The organism is Spirosoma litoris, from assembly GCF_054776755.1.
Window position 1 is genome coordinate 162,536 of record NZ_BAAHBI010000071.1, and the last position, 19,303, is coordinate 181,838.

The window sequence follows — 19,303 nt, forward strand, 5'->3', positions numbered from 1 at the left end:
CGAAATGTTATGTAGCGTGGATATCCTGTCCGCGTAGCCGCAGGCTAATCATTTTTCAAGAAACAAGGTAGTTTTCAACTATGCGGACAAGATGTCCGCGCTACTCATGGCTTCAATACCGTTGTTTCTTCGGCGACGGATTTTACTTTTTCCTTCGAGAAATAGACGGGGAAGTAGTTGTTGTCGGCCCAGATCGGAAACAAATCGCCGTAGTGCGGGCTATCGGGGTTTCCTGATTGGCCGGGTGTATTGATACCAAGCGTTTTATCCCAATCTTCGGTATCGACCAGAATTCGGAACGATGCGCCGTGCGTTTGATTCAGATTAGCACTGGTTGCATTCACCGTTTCGGCATAACCTCCCCGAATGGCAGGACCGAGATTAATTTTCTTCCGCATCGCTTTATCGACCATGTTGCTGAGCGGATGGGTAATGGTAATGTGCTTATTCTTGGCCTGGCCATACACCCACTTGGTCATGTCGTTGCCTAATCGCCCGGTAAGTTCTGTCATGGCGCGATCCATGCACAATAGTAACAAACTATCTCGGGAAGCCGTTGGCGGAAGAAGCGCGTCTAGTACCCGTTTTGATGGAAGACTCGTCAAATAAGGTTGCGCAATCTTCGGCACCTTCTGCTGATAAACAGCCAGTTTTAACTGTCCTTCCCAGGCTACATAAATAGCAGCGGCCACCGAATTAGGCTCAAGTTTGTAATCCCATCGACGCAGGTATTCTAACGCCTGTGTTGTTCGGTCCGATGGTGACGCCAGATTCTGGAGCAGCGGCACCAATGTTCGGGCAGGAATGGATAGATAATCGGCCTGTAACGCCATAAAGTCGACCAGGTTTTTGCGCTTACCGTCGCCCAATACTTCCTCAATGCGATGAGCCCGGCTAGGTGCCGCCCAGGTCCAGCCAACGGCATCGCGGTGCGGAAAATCCACAGGTGTCAGATTATTATTCGCAGTTGCTACAAACCCTTCGGATGGATTGAGTTTATTGGGCAGTTGTAAAATGGGCAGATAACCACTCCACTCAAACCGCCCATCACCCGGCACGGGAACCAGGCCCGTGAAGTTTTTTCGTATAGGCGATAAACCCACGGCCTGCCAGCCAATCGTTCCGGTTCTATCGGCCCAAATCATATTCTCTCCCGGTACGCGACTATAGGTGCACGCCTGCCGAAACTCTGTCCAGTTCGTTGACTGATTCATCCGCAAGCTCGCCAGATAGGGAGCACAACCCATTTCGAGCCAGCCTGCCCGAATTGCATAGGCCTTGTGGTGTTCTTTATCTTCAAATACCACCGGGCCATGACGCGTATATTTTAGTTCAGCCCGTACCGATTGGTCGTCTTTCATCGGGATGGTTTCGGTCAGTATTTTCATATTCTCCCAAGTAGATGTCGCCCCTTTGCCTTTGTAGCGGTATTGATTGGGGTTTGCGGGATTAGTTTCGTAGACGTATAAATCTTCATTGTCGGTCTCAAAAATCGTGAGCCCCCAGGCACCGTAGTCATTATGCCCAATTGAAATTCCGGGCAAGGTTGGTTCTCCTGCTCCAATCACATTCCAACCCGGCGCATTCAGATGCACCCAATACCGTAGCGAGGGCGTCGATTGTGACCGGTGTGGGTCATTGGCCAGCATCGGATACCCACTAGCTGACTTATTGCCCGAAATAATCCAGTTATTCGACCCCACAAACTGCTTCTCTGTCTCGAACCATTCATCAACTGGTTTATCGGATCGACTGGCTTCATCTTCGTCAGCTTTCGCTAATCGGTCACTGAATTTCAGAGGTAAACGAAACGCTTCATAGAGTTCCAGGATTGGTTGAAACAACTCCTCGCCATTGACGTGTAGCGTCAGGTCAGGATCGCTGGGTTTGGGAGCCGGATGAAACCACTGTAGTTCACGAAGTTTGTCGGGGCCAATGAGTTTCACCAATCGGCCATAATTGAGTTCGTCGCGAACATTGCCGAGCAGTCCCTGATGCCGACTAATCACGACTTCGGGCGTCCATAATGCGGGTTTTGTCTTTAGAACCCGAAATTCGAAAGGCAGCTTTTCGGGCGTTTTCAGGATTTCGGTGATATAGGCGTTAATGCCATCGACAAATGCCCCAACGATTTGCGGGCCGTGCGGGTGGTAATGCAGTAGTTCCTTATTAATATCTCCCCGAAACTTAAACAGCCGCGTACCTATATCGCGTTTGGTTTCCTGAGGCCCCAACAATTCGGCAATTGTACCTGTAGCCTGACGACGCCAGATTTCCAGTTGAAACAGACGATCCTGAGCGGCAGCATATCCCTGTGCAAAAAAAAGATCATGTTCGTTTTTGGCGTAAATGTGGTTAACGCCCCACCGATCGCGAATGATTTCGACAGGTTGCTGCAGGCCCGTCGTCTGTAATGTCTGAGAATTGCAACTGAATGGTAGAAAAACGATAAACAACCGAAGTAGCTGGCGCATAGGATCAGATTCTATTCCTGAACATACGAACTTTTCGCTTTTGTAACAGCCTTTCTAAACGCCTAAATCCTTAATCAGGCTCTGAATGGCATAGTATGAACAAAGTTTCGATCAAGAATCCATTGCCTGGAATTGGTTAACTATTAGAAACATGATGTTTCTTTGATAAAACAATACAAAACTGTTATGAAAATATTCCGCCAACTAATAACCCTTAGTCTCCTGATAAACCTGGCAAGTTGCATGACCGCGAACATCCAGTCGAATGTAAAAGCGGATGCAAAACCTGAGTTTCGGCGTATTCTGGTTGTATCAAGGCTCCCCAAAACCCACGCCACTTATTTACCTACGTTCCAAACGGCATTTCCAGCAGGTTATCAGGTTTGTACGGTATCGAACAGCCCTATTTCGTTCGAAAGTCCCGAAGAAGCCATTGATAGGCAACGACAGACCTGCCAAAGTGAGGTTATGCTAACAATTGACTTCAATCGAAACTATACAGCCGGTTCGGGGAGGTATATCACGTCCTACAACGAGCTTTATCTGGAAATGACAAATCTGGCAACGGGTAAACCTTTTTGGAAGGCTATTATCACAACGGGCGGCAGTAACGAAGTGCCTCCTCGCAATATCGTTTCTCAGCTTATAAAAGACGGCATTATTGAAGGTTCAATACCCACTCAGAGATCCTCTCAATCAAACTATTAGCACCACTGATTGCACTAAACAGCACGAGGGGACAGGCTTGAAAACCTGTCCCCTCGTGCTGTTTATGAAGGTAAGTTATTACCCTTTTATGCTACTCAAATAGGTCTTGTTACCGTTCTTATTGATATAATATTTACCACCACGAGGACCGGTCATCACTTTCTCTCCGTTAGGGCCTTTTTTCGACGGGTCAACAGGGGCTTTGTAATCGGCGGGCGTCGCTTTTTCTTCTTTCACAGCAGGTGTCGAGGCTTTGGCGGTTTTGCTCATCTTGTCGTCTTTCAACCCTGCGTTATCAGCGGCTTTATCGGCCTTAGCGGCTCCTTTATCAGCAGCAGCTGCGGCATCTTTCTTCGCGTCTTTGGCCGCTCTCACTTTTGCCATTTTTTCGTTCATGGCAGCCTGTTTGGCGGCATCGGTTGTTGCGTCAGCAGCTCCCTTCGCATCAGCTTTGGCTGCTTTGGCAGCATCTTTAGCCGCCTTTTTATCGGCTTTGGCCTGATCTTTCGCGGCTTTATCAGCGTCGCTCATGCCAGCTTTCGCAGCTTCTTTGGCTGCTTTTTTCTCTGCCTTCGCAGCATCCTTCGCCGATTTGTCGGCATCGCTCATTTCTTTTTTCGCTTTGCTTTTGGAGGCTTTATCATCCTGAGCTACACCATCAAAGGCAACCAGTAAACCAAGCGAAAGGCATAGTATTGAAATAATCTTTTTCATGGCAATTGGACTGGGGTTTATGATAAACTTAAAACTTCAGCACTTAGGACGGAAAGATGGGTATAAAATCACGAATCTGTCACTAAAAATGACTTAATTTTTTCTTAAATTTGATAGAAAGATAGTAGTTTCTAACCGAGCAACGATGGTTATTTAGCTCTTCTCAGCTACGCCCATTTGTCCGGTACACAACCTACTCGGAAACATAAAATGCTTAGTACAAACCCCACTCTTACGTCGACCCCAACCGATTATCTTAAGCGCTATTATGGATATGATACATTCCGGCCCATGCAGGAAGCGATCATCCAATCCATTTTGAGTGGTCGGGATACCGTAGTGTTGATGCCAACTGGGGGAGGCAAGTCGGTTTGTTTTCAGATTCCGGCTCTTATGCTTCCGGGCCTGACGATCGTTGTTTCTCCCCTGATTGCCCTCATGAAAGATCAGGTAGGGGCTTTACACATGAACGGTATTCAGGCTGCTTATTACAACAGCACTCAGACCAGCCGGGAACAGCGCGAGATTGAAAACGACTGCATTAGTGGAAAACTCAAGCTGCTTTACGTTTCACCTGAGAAACTGCTCACCGAGTCGTTTTTCAATTTCCTGAAACTCGTCAATCTTTCGTTATTCGCCATCGATGAAGCCCATTGCATTTCGTCCTGGGGGCACGATTTCCGGCCAGAATACACGCAATTGCATGTTTTGAAAGAGCAGTTTCCGAATGTACCAACGATTGCGCTAACAGCAACGGCCGATAAGTTGACCCGGCAGGATATTGCGACCCGGCTTGGTATGAACGACCCTGCCATATTTGTTGATTCGTTCAACCGGAAAAACCTGAGTTTGCAGGTGTTGCCCGGTCAGAATCGCATTCAGCAGATTATCCGCTTGTTGCAGCAGAAACCCAATACATCGGGTATTATTTATTGCCTGAGCCGGAAATCGACCGAATCGCTGGCGGCTAAACTACAGGAGAAAGGATTTAACGCGGCTTTCTATCATGCCAAAATGGACCCTGATGATCGGGCAAAAACTCAGGAAGCTTTTCTTCGCGACGATGTGCGTATTATGTGCGCCACGATTGCCTTTGGTATGGGCATCGACAAGTCGAATGTGCGCTGGGTAATTCATTATAACATGCCCAAAAACATCGAGAGCTTTTATCAGGAAATTGGGCGGGCAGGACGCGACGGGGCTGCAGCTCAAACGGTTTTGTTCTATAGCTTCGCCGATGTAGCCACCTACAAAGAGATGCTGGCCGAAAACAATCCAGCTAACCTTGGCCTTCAGTTGGCCAAACTGGAACGGATGCAACAATACGCCGATGCACACACCTGTCGCCGGCAGATTCTGCTTTCTTACTTTTCAGAAGACTTTCCTGAACCCTGTGGAAACTGTGATGTTTGCCGAGATCCACGCGTGACCTTTGATGGTACGATTCTGGCTCAGAAAGCCCTCTCGGCCATGATTCGTACGGGCGAGCGGGTTCCGATGAATTTGTTAATTGACATTTTACGCGGGTCGCGGAGCCAGCAAATAATCCAGGGTGGCTACGATCAGGTAAAAACCTACGGTGCCGGAAAAGACCTCCGTTTCGAAGACTGGCGCAATTACATTCATCAGCTCATAAACGTCGGTGTCATCGAAATCGCCTACGATCAGCACTACGCACTGCGCCGGGGTATCCTGGCCGATCAGGTATTGTATGGTGGCCGAAAGATCGATCTGGTACGCCCCGACGATGCACCAAAACCAGTGGTCGAAAAAACGAAGACCAAAGCCGAAACTCAACGCGACGATCTGTTCGAACGACTACGGGTATTGCGCAAGCAACTCGCCGACGAGCAGAACGTTCCTGCCTACGTTATTTTTACGGATACCACTCTCGAAGACATGGCCCGCCAGCGGCCAACTACACCCGATGCGTTGCGGAATGTAAGCGGGGTTGGCGAGCGGAAACTTCAGTTGTTTGGTAAGCAGTTTCTGGGTGAAATCCTCGACTATATACGAAGTCGGGTGCAGGCGGGCGAAAAACCCAAAGGATCAACCCAATTAGTAACGCTCGATTTGTATAATAATGGTTACACAATTGACGAGATTGCCGCCGAACGACAACTTACAACTGGCTCCGTAGCGAGCCATTTAGTGCAGCTTTCCAAGTCAGGCTACGATATTGATTTAGTCTCATTAATTGACCCGATTGACCGGCGCGAAATTGAAAAAGCCATTGCCGCCGTTGGTATCGAAGAAGGCCGTTTAAAGCCTGTTTTCGACTATTTAGGCGGTCGTTATGACTATGGTAAACTGACGCTTGTTATGGGTCTCCTATAAAGATAAAATCCTTTTTTCCGCTGTCCCGTTGGATAATTCTTAGACAGAATATTTGCTACATACCAGATAATCAGTTAAATTCGTTTTTAGGTAGTAAATGAGCCCGTTACCAAAAGACGGGTTTTGTTGTCTATATGTATCACAACAACTAATGTAATTTTGATAAAAGAAGTAAGTTTTTCACTGCTCATGGCCGCCGTAAAAACGGGGCCGGGTGTCGTTAAAACGGCCCACCCGATCTCCATTTTCACCTCCGACACGAGCCGAATTCTTCCCTCGAACGGTCTCAACAATCCTGAATTATTAGTCGTCGATTCGACCAAACGCCTGTTCCCGATTTACTTCTGTGGCGAAGAAGTACCGGTCAACGAACCTCGTGTATCGCGCCGTTGGGCACAAACCTTACGCACCTATGGTGCACAGGAAGAGTTTCTATTCGATCTCCGTTCGCGGGCATCTGAGTTTTTCCCTATTATTGACCCGATCCTTCGGAAATATAAAATTCCCCGCGACTTCCGCTTCATGCCGCTGGCCGAAAGTGCGCTGGATAACCGGAGCGTATCGTATCGGGGAGCCGCTGGATACTGGCAAATCATGCCGGGCACCGCTCGCGAACTGGGGCTGAAAGTTAATGGAAAAGTGGATGAACGCCTGAACCTGGAAAAGGCAACGATTGCTGTTTGTCGCCATTTACACCAGCTTTATGGGGAACTAGGTTCCTGGACATTGGTAGCAGCGGCCTACAACGGAGGAATTACCCACGTGATGAATAAAATGCACCAACAAAGCCAGACAAGTTATTATCGGCTTCGGTTGCATCGTGAAACGAGTCACTATCTATTCCGAATTCTGGCGTTCAAAGAACTTCTTACGAACCCACGCCAGTACGCCTTGTTACTAAGTGGCTCAACCATGGCCGAGCTAACCAAGCCACTGCCTAGCTGGCATAAGCCGCTGGCGCTTCCAAAGAAAATTAAGGATGCGCCTACCATCGAGTTGGTTGACGAAGATTTTACCGATCCTACCTGGGGACCACGCCCCAATACGGCCCTAACCAAAGCGCCATCGGATACAGATCAATTTATTGCCAGTGCGACTTCTGCCGCAACTATACCCAATGCTCCAGATGCCGATTTGGAGAAACAAGGGCAGCATTTGCCCATCAAAAAGCTTATGATGGGACTCATGGTTCTTCGGTTCCGTCGGCCACGAATTTTACCCCAGAAAAAAGGAGAAGGAATACGCCCATTGCACTTCTGGGACTGGTTATAAGCTATTCATTGAACGGAAACTAATGTGATAAATAAAGCCGCCTGGTATCAGGCGGCTTTATTTATAAGCCTACCTTTTAATAAATAAGCAAGAACTATAGTGTAACTATAGACTAATAATAGAGTCAAAAAGGCAATAACCCATAAAACTTGAACTTGCCTTAAAATGAACTTGTTAGCCTATCTTTCGCTAGCGACTGGTTTGGTTGTGACAAGTGTTTTTGCTCCTACTCGTTTGCTAAATGCGCCAGTAGACAGACCATTAGCACATTCCCTCACATTCACACCAGCTATTGATCCGGGTCTAACGAGGATGCTCCCTCCCGTTTATTTCTGTGGTGAATCGGTGCCTCTACATGAAGAAGCTGTTGCGCGTCGATTAGTATCTGCCCTGGCCCGAAATACGAACCAAAATCAGGCAATTTATCGCATTCGAAAGCGGGCTTCTGTGTTTTTCCCGATTATTGAACCTATCCTGTCCCGACACGGGATTCCACTGGATTTCAAATATTTGCCTTTAGTTGAAAGTGCCTTGACCGGAATGGCCGTATCGCCTAAAGGAGCGGTGGGTTATTGGCAATTTATGCCCGCTACGGCTCGTGAGTTGGGGTTAGTCGTTCATGCTGGCTACGACGAGCGAACGAATTTAGTTAAATCAACCAATGCCGCCTGTCGGTATCTGCGGTATCTGTACACTCGATTAGGTTCCTGGACACTGGCAGCAGCAGCTTATAACAATGGGATTGGGGCCTTGTTGAGCAATATTCGCCGACAACAGCAACGAGATTATTACTACCTACGCCTGAATGCCGAAACAGGTAAATACCTATATCGGATTTTAGCGTTTAAAGAGCTGTTTTCCAATTACAAATCGTACGATCACCTTATTCCAGAACGGATGATGGCTTACCTTAGCGAGCCACTCACGCCCGATTCTGACCCGGATGAAGATGAAGTGCTGCTGCCTGAAGTAATTGTGGACGAAGCTACCCGAGTAGCCATTGACACACCTATTCAGGAAGCAGCAAAACCACTGGCAGGGCAAACAGCCGATATACCGCTTCCGAACGCAGCCGATGTTTTTCGGGGAGGCATCAAGGCCAAACTAGTGGAATCAGCCGGTGTGGCGCGCGGGCAGGTCTGGGTATTTCACTTAACTCGTGATGGCATGGCCGATGGTAAACAAGTTGAAGAAGGGGATGTTTTATATGCCATTGTCGAAGATGTTGACCCTAAAACAGACAAGATTTACTTACGGGCTGACCGACTTTATTCCGCTAATGAAAAACATACCTACACGATGAATTTATCCGCCATTGATGCATCGACAGGTCGCATTGGCATTAAACTCCCAGACGTTGATCAGATAAAGGCAGGCTGGATTCTGACCTGGAAGACATTGTAACGTCATAAGATGATCAACTGAGCTTCAAGTTGCTATAATTCCTCCGAACTAAACCTTACGCCCAATTCGTTGTCTATTGATCTGACCAACAGCACTTTGTTTTGACAGTAGGTACTAGATATGTTATTCTATTGCTCCTGAGCATTTTATCGCTTGAGCAAATTGCCATAGCGCAGAAGAAAACAACTTTAGCGAAAGCCAAAGGAAGTAAAAAAGCTATTCGCCCACTGGAGCCACAACGGCTACATTTCTGTGGCGAGGTAGTCCCAACCGAACAGGGAGATGTATCAGCGAAGTTAGCGTTAGCACTCGCAGGCAGCTCGGGTTATATCCGGCATGTGAACGGGTTGAAGGCTCGTTCGGCACCGTTTTTTGCGATTATCGAACCCATTCTGCAGAAGTATAACGTTCCCAACGACTTCAAATACCTGCCGCTTATCGAGAGTGCCTGGCAGTCGAATGCAGTATCATCGGCGGGTGCCATTGGGTATTGGCAATTCATGGACGACACGGCTCAGGACATGGGGCTTTCCATCGCAGCCGGTAACGATGAACGAACGGATTTGCTCAAATCGACAGAAGCCGCCTGCAAATATTTGAAATTCCTGTACAAAAAACTGGGATCCTGGACGCTGGTAGCGGCTGCTTATAATGGGGGCGTGGGTATGGTACAGCGTAAAATCACAAAGTCGGGCCATAGAGACTATTACGCAATGACTATGAATCCCGAAACAGGCTATTACCTCTACCGGATTCTGGCCATGAAGGAACTATTTACAAACCCATTTTACGGCGTTGGTTCGGCTGGTACAATGCTGGCTTACTCGGGTAATTTGTATGAAAAGGAACGCGAACAGGCCCGGCGGATGGGTTGGCTTCATGACGATGAACCCGAACCCGAAGGCATCCCTATCGAATCATTCCTGGATGCTGGCAAACCGACCAAGAATGAAGCGATGATTATGGACAGTTTGCTCACGGAATTGCTAAAGAGCAAGCCAGCTTCTAATCCTGTTTTTGTTGGTGATGTAGCTACGCGGCTGGTGCGGGCAGGGCTCCCCAAAGTGGGCCAAAGTTGGGCATTTACCTTAACAGAAGACGTTCAGATTGGCGATGACGCCCTGAAAGCCGGAGACATGCTCTATGCCATTGTAGACGATATAGATTCGCGAGGCAATCTATTCCTACGAGCAACTAAAGCCGTTTCGGCCCAAGAAAACACCAGCATTCCACTCACCTTACTGGCCATGAACCCGGCAACAGGCTTGGCAGGAGTACCTCGCCCAAAAGTTATAAAGCCAGGTTGGGTTGTGCAGTGGAAGCTGTAAAATCCCGGTTCACCAACCATCTGGTTCCAGAGTAGGTACATTACCATAAGTATTCCGGCAATCGCCATCGGGTAAAATCTGGCTACTGATAAAGCTAAGCACAGCTGGATAAAAAACAGCGCTGGGAAAGCTCTGCTGCCGGTAGCGTTTGCGCGTAACAGCTGTTACGGCAAAATAGCCTCTGGCTAAATCAGTCGGATCGCTGGCATTAACCAAATTTCCCGTTACAGGCGCGGGAAGCGGATCGAAAATACTACCGGTTCGGGCATTTTGCTGTTGGTAAAGCTTCCAGAACTGATAATTAGACTGGGTAATCGAATATTGCTGTACTTCAACCAATTGCGGCCCGATTGCATAAATAGGCAATTGTAACACGAATTTACCTCGAATCGGGTTTCCATTAATAGCCTCATCACTATACACATTGACAACATCGTTCGAGACAGGCGTCCAGCAACGAGTGAAACATTTATTAGGACTACCCAAGCTACAGGGTACGCCCAACGACATGCGATTGGTATACCCATAAGCAGTCCAACGATAATAGTTTTGTGCATTGGCAGGGTCAGTCGTATTGATCGCATACGATATCGCATAGGGTGCTATACCACTTGTTTTAACTAAGGATGATGAAATACTATCAATTAGGGGCACAGCGGGCATTCGCTCCGCTTTCGTAACATAGCGTTTACCATCGGTCAATACTACACTCAGGCTATAAGCCCGGCCCACCTGCCCGCGAAACGTTGAATCGGCGGTTTGATATAAGCCCAATCCTGTAGATACCAAACGCGTTGAGCGGCCCTGATCATCGGCGATGGTAACCTGAGCTTCTTTTACGTATTGGTCACTTACGTTCTGTCCACTTCCGCCATAATTACCTGTATAGGTAAGCCGGACAGTATACGGAGGGGCCTCGTTCGTAATCTGGCCCTCTACCACCAACCGGGGAGCTTCGGTACGAATAGGTAAGCTTACCTGATCGATACAGGCTGCAACTAAAACACTGGTCAGGAGAATAACGAAGAGCCGGTACATAACTAGAAATAGAAATTGTAAGCGATAGATGGAATCATGGTGCCAAATACCGACAGTCGGTACGCTTCTGTTCGTTGATTATAACGAGTGAAATAAATTGAGTATGGATTTTTGTGCGCGTATACATTGTAAATCCCCAGTGTCCAGATGCCATACCGCTTTTGTGATTTAACAAATCGCGTATCCTTCGAAAAAGCTACGTCCAGACGATGATAGTCTGGAATACGGTCAGCATTTCGGCGCGAATAGTCCTGTACCACATCGCCATTATAGGTGTATTGGCCATCTGGGTACGTGGCGGGCACACCTGTATAATATACGAAGTTTGTTGAGAATGTCCAGTTGTGCGACATTCCCCAGCGAGCCTGCATGTTCAACGTGTGCGGTCTGTCTATATAGGAGGGGTAATACTCTCCGCCGTTAATCCGAAGCTGATCGAAGGGCGTTTGTATCGCAATCAGGGAGCGGGCATAGGTGTAATTAAATTGTCCGGTTAGTCGCCCGGTATTCTTGCTTAGCCCAAACTCAACCCCATAAGCGCGTCCGGCGGCATGCAGGAGTGCGGTTTCAAGTTTTGGGTTTAGAATTAAATTAGCCCCGTATCGATAGTCAATTTGATTCTGAAGTCGTTTGTAATAGCCCTCTACACTTATTTCATACGCATTGTCCTGCAAATTCTGAAATACGCCCAAAGACACCTGATCGGCGATTTGAGGAGGTAAATAACGATCACTCAATTTCCAGAAATCGAGCGGTGTAATGGCCGTTGTGTTCGAGATCAGGTTTAGATACTGACGTGTTCGCCCTGCACTTGCTTTGACTGCTGTATTTTTGGCAACCTGCACCCGTAAGGCCAACCGAGGCTCAAATCCACCGTAAGTCTGTGCTACCTTTCCGCTTCCATATTGTACCGAATCCGTGACGGTTTCGGGAGAAATTGGCAAATTCTCGGCATAACTATAAACCGTTTGAGGCCCCAGCAACGCAAAGGCCGAATACCGTAAACCGGCCATCAGGGTAATATGGGGTGTCAACGCCCATTCGGTATTGATGTACGACCCAATTTCCCGACCTCGTTCTGGATTAACTCGCCGGGCATTAATGCTGGAATTATCGCCCGTTGGCTGAATAGCGCCCGTTTGAACACCATACAGAATGGCATTGACGCCAACCTGGACTTTGAAGGATTTGTTCAGCGTATAAAACACATCGGCTTTCCCTTCTTTTTGTTCAATGTGCGACGTAAACCGGAAGTTTAACGTAGGCGCGACGCCATCTACATTCAGGAAATAACCACTATAAAGCCCTGACAGATTGACTTGCAGACCCGGCCGGATAAGGTAACTCCAGCGCCCGGTTACTACATTCGAATGCCACCCGTAGAGCGTATCGCCCGGAAATCGGAAATTATCCTGACTTCGGTAGGCCGACAGCGAAATGGTGTTTCGTTCATCGGGGGTGTAGGTCAGTTTAATATTTCCGTCATAAAAGAACGCCCGGCTATTTTTGACGCTGGCCGACGGAAATAATTGCAGTAAATAACTCGGGAAAGCCACACGCCCCCCTGCCAGCAAGGTTAGTTTTTTAGAAATCGGCCCATCCACCACAACTCGCGCACTTACCGGACTTACGCCCCCCGAAACCCGCCAGCCATCTTTGTTCCCATTTCGGGTACTCATCAACAACAAAGACGACACCCGCCCGCCGTATTGTGCCGAAAAAGCCCCTTTATTCAGGCTCACATCCTGCACCATATCAGGATTGATGTTTGTGTAGAAACCCAGTAAGTGCGACGTGTTAAACAAAGGCGCCCCATCCATCAGCACCAGATTCTGATCGGCACGGCCACCGCGAACGTTAAAGCCGCCAGCGCCTTCGCCCGCCGTTGTCACGCCCGATTGAAGTGTGAGCGCTTTCAGAATATCGGGTTCGCCCAACACAACCGGCATCCGCTTTAGCTCGGGCATACTAATCAGAATCTGCCCCATCTGTACATCCTTAATATTCTTATCCTTACGAGTAGCTCGTACGTCTACTTCTTCCAGATCCGTGGAGCGAGGTTGAAGGAAATACTCGACTCGTTTATTGAAATCCAGCACGACTGTTTCGCGACCTCGGAAATACCCCACCGCCGACACATAAAGAGTCAGGACACCTGGTGGGTGGGTGAGCGTAATGACACCGGCACTGTCTGCTCGTGCCCCTGCTTTTGTTTCGGCAACAAGCAGGCTAGCCCCAGGAATTGGCTTTTTCGTAAGGCCATCGCGCACAATAACGCTTAAGCGAAGCCGCTGCTGGGCTAGTACAGCTGAAGAAAACGCAAACAGACAGCAGAACAGAGTAAACCGCAACTTCATAAGGTTGAGCAGTGGAATAATCTAAGAAAGGAACCCTAAACTACAAAAGGTTACCATTGCCGCTTATTTACCCCAGAATCAATTAACTAATTTTTAACAAAACAATGGCCAGAAGCCATATCACGGCTCTTCGATGACTTAAGATAGTTGTGCGGCTTTTTCGTGTTACGAGGAAGCGATTTATGAAACGATTATTTTCAATAATTGTATCGCCCTGAAATAGCGTAAAGTATATCCAACTACTTATAGGCCAAAATCCATAGCAGCCCGTAAAATAGGAACGTCGAAGCAGCTATTTTACCTTTCGTTAACATTCTTTTACAGGTCATTAACAGACGACAGGATAGAGACTTTTAGCTTTGTTGAAAGAATGCCCTAAACGGATCTAATTTATCAGGAGATAGATTTACCTCGATTAAACTTACAAAAACATGAAAAAAATTATTTATACACTACTCTTACCGCTGGTTGTGGTAAGCGGACTAGTATTTGCGAATCGTGAAATTAAAAATGAAGCTTCTAAAAAGTCAACCTTAAAGCCACTCTCTGCTGCTGAACGGAAAGCCGCATTGAAAAAATGGGAGGCTACCCCTGATGGTATAAAGTACAAAAAATGGGAAGCGTCTCCCGAAGGTAAAAAAGTGTATGCCGGTGAAGCTAAAATAAGGAAGCATATAAGTGCTTTTACCAATATGGAGGCTGTTGTAACCTCTCTTTCTCTTCCGCCAGGCTCACGATTAGGCTTCGGAGTGATGGTCAGGATTAATGATGACGATTATATTCTTAGTTTTGGGCCGGAAAAGTCCGACAAGAATTTTTTGAATGTTAACAATGAATTTCAGCAATTGCATAGCCTGAAAGTTAACGACAAAATAATTATAAGAAGCCATAATGTATCGCACGCGCCCAAGTATTCATATCCAATAGTATCGGGCGATTATGTAGAACGAGATAGTAATATAATTTATAAGCGTGCTCCTCGCAAAGGTGGTTGCTAAGTAAATGGCGTTTTCCTAATCCCGTTTATTTAAATTTCTCACAGAACTACCCTAGTGCTGTGAGAAATTTAGATCCTATATATTCTTTTGATTCTATCTCTTCTGATTATCAGCGCAATAGAATCAAAAAAATCTACAGAAACATTTAGAATCTATTTTGTCAAAGCACTAGTTACCCCTTCCTCAGTGCTTTGCGGTAGGTATCGATGGCGCGTTGTCTGGCCATTGTATGTTCAACGATTGGTTTGGGATAATCCGACTGCTCAACTTCAGGAACCCACTGACGAATATATTCTCCTTTCGGATCGAACTTCTTTGCCTGTAGGGTTGGATTGAATACTCTGAAATAAGGGGCCGCATCGGTTCCAGAGCCTGCTGCCCATTGCCAGCCACCATTATTGGCCGACAGGTCGTAATCCCGAAGTTTCTTCGCAAAATAGGCTTCACCCCAGCGCCAGTCAATGAGCAGGTGTTTACACAGAAAACTCGCCGTAATCATCCGAACACGGTTGTGCATCCAGCCAATGGTGTTTAGTTGACGCATCCCGGCATCCACAATTGGATAGCCCGTTTTACCCTCGCACCACTTCCCGAACTCATCTTCGTTGTTCCGCCAGTTAATTTCATCATATTCGCGCCGAAAGGAGTGCTTTTCCACGTGCGGGAAATGATCGAGCACCTGAAAATAAAAATCCCGCCAGCAGAGTTCGTTTAAGAACGTTTTATCCTCGGCAGCTTTCGCCTGACGCGCTAAATCACGAATGCTAATTGTACCGAATCGGAGATGCATCCCCAATTGGCTGGTGCCATGTGGTAAAGCGGGAAAATCACGGGTTTGATTGTAATTATCCAGCAACGTGTCAGGCGCTGTTCTAGCTGGGAACGACTCCCCTATTGGCTTAAAATCCATTGCCTGTAACGTCAGCGCTTTTTCAGGGCTGGTTTTCCAAAAGTGATTGAAATAGTTTTCAGTTGGGTATGACTTCAAATAAAAACCGGTCAGTTTCTCTTTCCAGTTACGGCTATACGGAGTGAAGACAGTATAAGGCGTTTTTTTGCCAGTCAGCACCTCATCTCGCTCAAAAATCACCTGATCTTTACTCGTATGAAACCCAATTCCCTGCTCGGCCAGCAGCTTACCAATGGCCTTATCACGCTCTTTGGCATACACTTCATAGTCATGATTGGTAAATACATCGGCTATGCTGTATTGCGAGATCAGCTCTTTCCATACATCAATGGGCTTACCATATCGAACGAGCAACGTCGATCCCATTTTAGCTAGTTCATCCTGCAATCGATTGACCTCCTGAACCAGAAATTCAACCCGACGATCCTGTCGATCATCCAGATCATCCAAAATTGTACGATCAAAAATAAACACCGGCATAACTGGCCGACCACTTTTGAGTGCATAATATACCGCAGCGTTGTCGTGCAGACGCAAGTCGCGCCGAAGCCAAACCAACGAAAGTGGTTCAGACATAGGTTTGGAGAAGTTTGTTTATCGGCTAACCAGCTGTAGAGGTAAAAAGTTAAGACACAAAAAAGTCAGCGGTTGCCAGCTTATAAAAGTTCTCTGGCAATCGCTGACGATCTATTTAAAACGTATATGGTTAAGGTTTAAACCGAAGCCGAACAGTATGTACTTGTTGGGTAAATTCGCTCAAATCGTTTTGATAACCTTTCAACTTAACGCCAGTTAGCTGACGCAGCAATTCATTATTAAGTTGTTCATTCTGACTAAACACTTCAACGTGACAAAGTTCATTCGCCGAATTTATCCGGAATTGAACGACAACAATACCTGCCTGTTGAGTCGCCTTGAGTGCATCCGGGTAAGAGATATACTTCGACAGTTGTTGCTCTAAAGTCGTCTTAGCGGCTTTAGGTCTGTGCGTAGTGATCGGCGCAGCGTAGGCTTGCGTTGCCAGGAAGCCTACCAGCATGAGAAGAGCAAAATTCTTTTTCATGACTTCAAAATGAGTTAAGTGATAGAACAACTCGCTCTCGACTCAAATTACCCGGGAGCTTTCAACAACTAATATTAATCAAATATTATTTCAATATTAAATTTGTGTTATCATTTCACAGTCTAACTTAATCTCTTCACTGTCAAACCCTTGCATCAGTTTGATCAAATTAATAATTATATTTTGTTCTTATAGATTTTTTCAAGAGAAATCTATTCCAAGATATTATTAAAAAATCAACAAGCAGAATATTATTCGCCCATCCCAATGTTAAGTAAATATTAACAAACTGGTAGTTTTTAGTTTTTGGGTAGCCTGTGAAAGCAAAATGGAGAGGGCTTAACTAACAATTCACCCAAAATCACTTACGACAAGGGGGTATAAAACAAGACAAGTCCGGAAGTAGCTTCCGGACTTGTCTTGTTTTAATTCTATATGGCTAATCAGGCAATCTCTAACTCCCGATCACCTTTGCGAGAGCGCGACCGATCGGATGGCTGAATGCGGAGCAGAATACGCTTTTTAATCCGCATCCAACGCTCGTAAAGTTTTGATTCTTTCAGGAAATTCCACTTCTCGTTTTTCTCTTCTTTTTTATGCTCTTCTGGATCGTAGAGCATACCCGTGCAAAGGCAGTGCTTCCGATTAGTACGCGTCAGAATATCGAAGTTAGTACAGGTCTGACATCCTTTCCAGAATGAATCGTCGCCCGGCAACTCGCTTAATGTCACAGGTTGATAACCCAGATCGGAATTGATTTTCATTACGGCCAGGCTGGTAGTAATACCAATAATTTTAGCCGTTGGGAACATAGTGCGCGAAAGTTCAAACGCTTTCGCTTTGATGCGTGTAGCAATACCACTCTTGCGATGATCGGGATGGACAATCAGGCCCGAGTTGGCCACAAATTTACCGTGATCCCACGTTTCGATGTAGCAAAAACCTACCCATTCGCCCGACAAAGTCATTGCAATAATAGCTTTGCCTTCGAGCATTTTCTCCATCACATAAATGGGCGAACGTTTAGCGATACCGGTTCCCCGGGCTTTCGCGCTCTCTTCCATTTCGCGGCAGATGGTTTCTGCTAACCGCAGGTGGTCTTCGTTAGCCACCTGAATAATGTATTGATCGTTAACTATTTCTGGGGTGATCATTGTCGTTTATTGGCGGTTGTGAAGCCGCGAAAACGGAGACAGCGTAATCCGAGCTGGTTTGTTGTGAGTAAATAAAACGAGAAAAAAGACGGAAAAAGTTTACCGCATAGGCAAACAAATAGATATAGTCCTTTCGGACCTAAACCGAAATGGCGTAGTATGGAAGAAGGTCGGTATGTAGACGAGCTTTGCCATTGGTTTGTGCGAAAACGCGGACAATGTTAGAGAGATTATCCGGGTCTTGCAATAAAATAACGGTTTTTTTTCAGGATAGTTCGTCAGTGGTCAAAACATATTTATTAATCGTTAAATGCAATATCGTTACATCGCTAAAAATCAGGCAGTCACGATAACTGAGGCATCCGTAATTACTTAATCGGCTTTATTAACGTCTTCATGGCAAGTTCCGATTTTAGCGAGTAGCTTGCAGTCCTACCGACCGTACTTAAACATGTTACACTTCCGTAAATCGCTCTACCGTATCCTCGAAACTTCGGCAGGTAAACGCCGGGGACTAAGTCTGGCATTTAACCTGATTTTGATTACCATTATTACATTGAACGCCATCGCCATCGTTCTTCATACTGTCCCCGAATACGACCAGCGGTTTGCCAAATTATTCACCGACTTCGAATTGTTCTCCGTAGGTTTCTTTACTATTGAATACCTGCTGCGCGTCTGGGTGAGTGTTGAGAATGAAAAATACCATCACTGGTTCTGGGGACGCCTACGCTACATCTTTTCGACCAGCGCTCTGATTGATATACTGGCCATTTTTCCCTTCTACTTCTCGCTGTTCGCAACCGATCTGGCCATCGTTCGGATTTTACGCTTGTTCCGAATTTTCCGGCTATTCCGAATTTCACGTTACTCTCATGCGTTCCGCCTGATTCAGAATGTAGTTCAGGAAAAGAAGGAAGAACTGGTACTCAGTACGATGCTGGTTATTTTCATGCTCATTATTGTGTCGAGTGTGATGTATTACGTCGAACATTCGGCCCAGCCTGATAAGTTTTCGAGTATTCCGGCAACTATGTGGTGGGGCGTCACGGCCATGACAACCGTTGGTTACGGCGACATTCACCCAATCACTCCGTTAGGAAAACTACTAGGTGGCGTCACCGCGATTGTAGGCATTGGCCTGTTTGCCTTGCCAACGGGTATTCTGGTATCCGGCTTCAATGAACACATCCGCGAACACAAAGCACCTCGCCGGAAAGTGTGTCCGCACTGCGGGAAGGAGATTTAGTAAAGGCCCGCTAGGGCCTCAACAGCAAAGCGTCGGTAGAAAGATTGAACCTCTGGCAAGTATATGTGCCGCCAGGTACATAATGGTTGTGTACCTAACGGCACACTCGACTATTGGTATGCATACTTTCTCTACCGACGCTTCGCTGTTGAGGCCCTGACGGGCCAGTTACTAAAACTGTTCGATTCGTTCCAAAGGCCCGTACACTCCCTCTCTTTTATTGGCCTATTTCAGTTAATGCCATAACCTTTCTAAGTATTTACACGTACAATTCACTTGTTTATAATTAGTCTTAAT

Annotated in this window: 14 protein-coding genes; 7 read left to right on the top strand and 7 right to left on the bottom strand. The window is 46.7% G+C overall.

Annotated features, from left to right (window positions below; all coding sequences use genetic code 11):
- Positions 1 to 104: 104 nt before the first annotated feature.
- Positions 105 to 2,474: a penicillin acylase family protein gene (locus ACYVGR_RS34420; RefSeq protein WP_460964947.1), complete on the bottom strand. Its 2,370-nt coding sequence runs from the start codon at positions 2,472 to 2,474 to the stop codon at positions 105 to 107.
- 243 nt (positions 2,475 to 2,717) lie between these two features.
- On the opposite strand from ACYVGR_RS34420, the gene ACYVGR_RS34425 reads away from it, so the two are divergent.
- On the top strand, positions 2,718 to 3,182 hold the full coding sequence (locus ACYVGR_RS34425) for a hypothetical protein (protein WP_460964949.1): 465 nt from the start codon (positions 2,718 to 2,720) through the stop codon (positions 3,180 to 3,182).
- 78 nt (positions 3,183 to 3,260) lie between these two features.
- On the opposite strand, the gene ACYVGR_RS34430 is transcribed toward ACYVGR_RS34425, so the two are convergent.
- On the bottom strand, positions 3,261 to 3,896 hold the full coding sequence (locus ACYVGR_RS34430) for a hypothetical protein (RefSeq protein ID WP_460964950.1): 636 nt from the start codon (positions 3,894 to 3,896) through the stop codon (positions 3,261 to 3,263).
- Positions 3,897 to 4,106: 210 nt separating this feature from the next.
- Between ACYVGR_RS34430 and recQ the strand changes: the two genes are divergently transcribed.
- The 4 genes from recQ to ACYVGR_RS34450 all read left to right on the top strand — a co-directional run bounded on the left by recQ (position 4,107) and on the right by ACYVGR_RS34450 (position 10,237).
- Complete coding sequence (recQ, locus tag ACYVGR_RS34435) at positions 4,107 to 6,233, top strand: DNA helicase RecQ (RefSeq protein WP_460964951.1); 2,127 nt, start codon at positions 4,107 to 4,109, stop codon at positions 6,231 to 6,233.
- A 189-nt stretch (positions 6,234 to 6,422) separates the two neighbouring features.
- Positions 6,423 to 7,505, top strand: a complete 1,083-nt coding sequence (locus ACYVGR_RS34440) for a lytic transglycosylase domain-containing protein (RefSeq protein ID WP_460965093.1) — start codon at positions 6,423 to 6,425, stop codon at positions 7,503 to 7,505.
- A 165-nt stretch (positions 7,506 to 7,670) separates the two neighbouring features.
- A complete protein-coding gene (locus ACYVGR_RS34445) occupies positions 7,671 to 8,909 on the top strand; it encodes a lytic transglycosylase domain-containing protein (protein WP_460964953.1) in 1,239 nt (412 codons plus the stop codon).
- A gap of 101 nt (positions 8,910 to 9,010) precedes the next feature.
- On the top strand, positions 9,011 to 10,237 hold the full coding sequence (locus tag ACYVGR_RS34450) for a lytic transglycosylase domain-containing protein (RefSeq protein WP_460964955.1): 1,227 nt from the start codon (positions 9,011 to 9,013) through the stop codon (positions 10,235 to 10,237).
- Between the two features lie 9 nt (positions 10,238 to 10,246).
- Here ACYVGR_RS34450 and ACYVGR_RS34455 read toward each other — a convergent pair whose 3' ends face one another.
- Together ACYVGR_RS34455 and ACYVGR_RS34460 are read right to left on the bottom strand one after the other, a co-directional pair.
- A complete protein-coding gene (locus tag ACYVGR_RS34455) occupies positions 10,247 to 11,275 on the bottom strand; it encodes a DUF4249 domain-containing protein (protein WP_460964957.1) in 1,029 nt (342 codons plus the stop codon).
- A gap of 2 nt (positions 11,276 to 11,277) precedes the next feature.
- Positions 11,278 to 13,632: a TonB-dependent receptor gene (locus ACYVGR_RS34460; RefSeq protein WP_460964959.1), complete on the bottom strand. Its 2,355-nt coding sequence runs from the start codon at positions 13,630 to 13,632 to the stop codon at positions 11,278 to 11,280.
- Between the two features lie 431 nt (positions 13,633 to 14,063).
- Here ACYVGR_RS34460 and ACYVGR_RS34465 point away from each other — a divergent pair, with 431 nt between their 5' ends.
- Complete coding sequence (locus ACYVGR_RS34465) at positions 14,064 to 14,630, top strand: hypothetical protein (RefSeq protein ID WP_460964961.1); 567 nt, start codon at positions 14,064 to 14,066, stop codon at positions 14,628 to 14,630.
- Positions 14,631 to 14,802: 172 nt separating this feature from the next.
- On the opposite strand, the gene ACYVGR_RS34470 is transcribed toward ACYVGR_RS34465, so the two are convergent.
- The 3 genes from ACYVGR_RS34470 to ACYVGR_RS34480 all read right to left on the bottom strand — a co-directional run bounded on the left by ACYVGR_RS34470 (position 14,803) and on the right by ACYVGR_RS34480 (position 17,757).
- Positions 14,803 to 16,116 carry a cryptochrome/photolyase family protein gene (locus tag ACYVGR_RS34470; RefSeq protein ID WP_460964963.1) on the bottom strand — a complete coding sequence of 438 codons (1,314 nt, stop codon included), beginning with the start codon at positions 16,114 to 16,116 and terminating at the stop codon, positions 14,803 to 14,805.
- Positions 16,117 to 16,246: 130 nt separating this feature from the next.
- Positions 16,247 to 16,603 (bottom strand): hypothetical protein, encoded by a 357-nt coding sequence (locus tag ACYVGR_RS34475; RefSeq protein WP_460964965.1) that lies wholly within the window; start codon positions 16,601 to 16,603, stop codon positions 16,247 to 16,249.
- Positions 16,604 to 17,046: 443 nt separating this feature from the next.
- Complete coding sequence (locus ACYVGR_RS34480; protein ID WP_460964967.1) at positions 17,047 to 17,757, bottom strand: GNAT family N-acetyltransferase; 711 nt, start codon at positions 17,755 to 17,757, stop codon at positions 17,047 to 17,049.
- 451 nt (positions 17,758 to 18,208) lie between these two features.
- Here ACYVGR_RS34480 and ACYVGR_RS34485 point away from each other — a divergent pair, with 451 nt between their 5' ends.
- A complete protein-coding gene (locus ACYVGR_RS34485) occupies positions 18,209 to 19,006 on the top strand; it encodes an ion transporter (protein ID WP_460964969.1) in 798 nt (265 codons plus the stop codon).
- Positions 19,007 to 19,303 lie beyond the last annotated feature (297 nt).

Excerpts from the sequence above, each read along its gene's own strand:
- ACYVGR_RS34420 (WP_460964947.1), bottom strand. The coding sequence starts at position 2,474 with ATGCGCCAGCTACTTCGGTTGTTTATCGTTTTTCTACCATTCAGTTGC.
- ACYVGR_RS34425 (WP_460964949.1), top strand. The coding sequence starts at position 2,718 with ATGACCGCGAACATCCAGTCGAATGTAAAAGCGGATGCAAAACCTGAG.
- ACYVGR_RS34430 (WP_460964950.1), bottom strand. The coding sequence starts at position 3,896 with ATGAAAAAGATTATTTCAATACTATGCCTTTCGCTTGGTTTACTGGTT.
- recQ (WP_460964951.1), top strand. The coding sequence starts at position 4,107 with ATGCTTAGTACAAACCCCACTCTTACGTCGACCCCAACCGATTATCTT.
- ACYVGR_RS34440 (WP_460965093.1), top strand. The coding sequence starts at position 6,423 with ATGGCCGCCGTAAAAACGGGGCCGGGTGTCGTTAAAACGGCCCACCCG.
- ACYVGR_RS34445 (WP_460964953.1), top strand. The coding sequence starts at position 7,671 with ATGAACTTGTTAGCCTATCTTTCGCTAGCGACTGGTTTGGTTGTGACA.
- ACYVGR_RS34455 (WP_460964957.1), bottom strand. The coding sequence starts at position 11,275 with ATGTACCGGCTCTTCGTTATTCTCCTGACCAGTGTTTTAGTTGCAGCC.
- ACYVGR_RS34460 (WP_460964959.1), bottom strand. The coding sequence starts at position 13,632 with ATGAAGTTGCGGTTTACTCTGTTCTGCTGTCTGTTTGCGTTTTCTTCA.
- ACYVGR_RS34465 (WP_460964961.1), top strand. The coding sequence starts at position 14,064 with ATGAAAAAAATTATTTATACACTACTCTTACCGCTGGTTGTGGTAAGC.
- ACYVGR_RS34470 (WP_460964963.1), bottom strand. The coding sequence starts at position 16,116 with ATGTCTGAACCACTTTCGTTGGTTTGGCTTCGGCGCGACTTGCGTCTG.
- ACYVGR_RS34475 (WP_460964965.1), bottom strand. The coding sequence starts at position 16,603 with ATGAAAAAGAATTTTGCTCTTCTCATGCTGGTAGGCTTCCTGGCAACG.
- ACYVGR_RS34480 (WP_460964967.1), bottom strand. The coding sequence starts at position 17,757 with ATGATCACCCCAGAAATAGTTAACGATCAATACATTATTCAGGTGGCT.
- ACYVGR_RS34485 (WP_460964969.1), top strand. The coding sequence starts at position 18,209 with ATGTTACACTTCCGTAAATCGCTCTACCGTATCCTCGAAACTTCGGCA.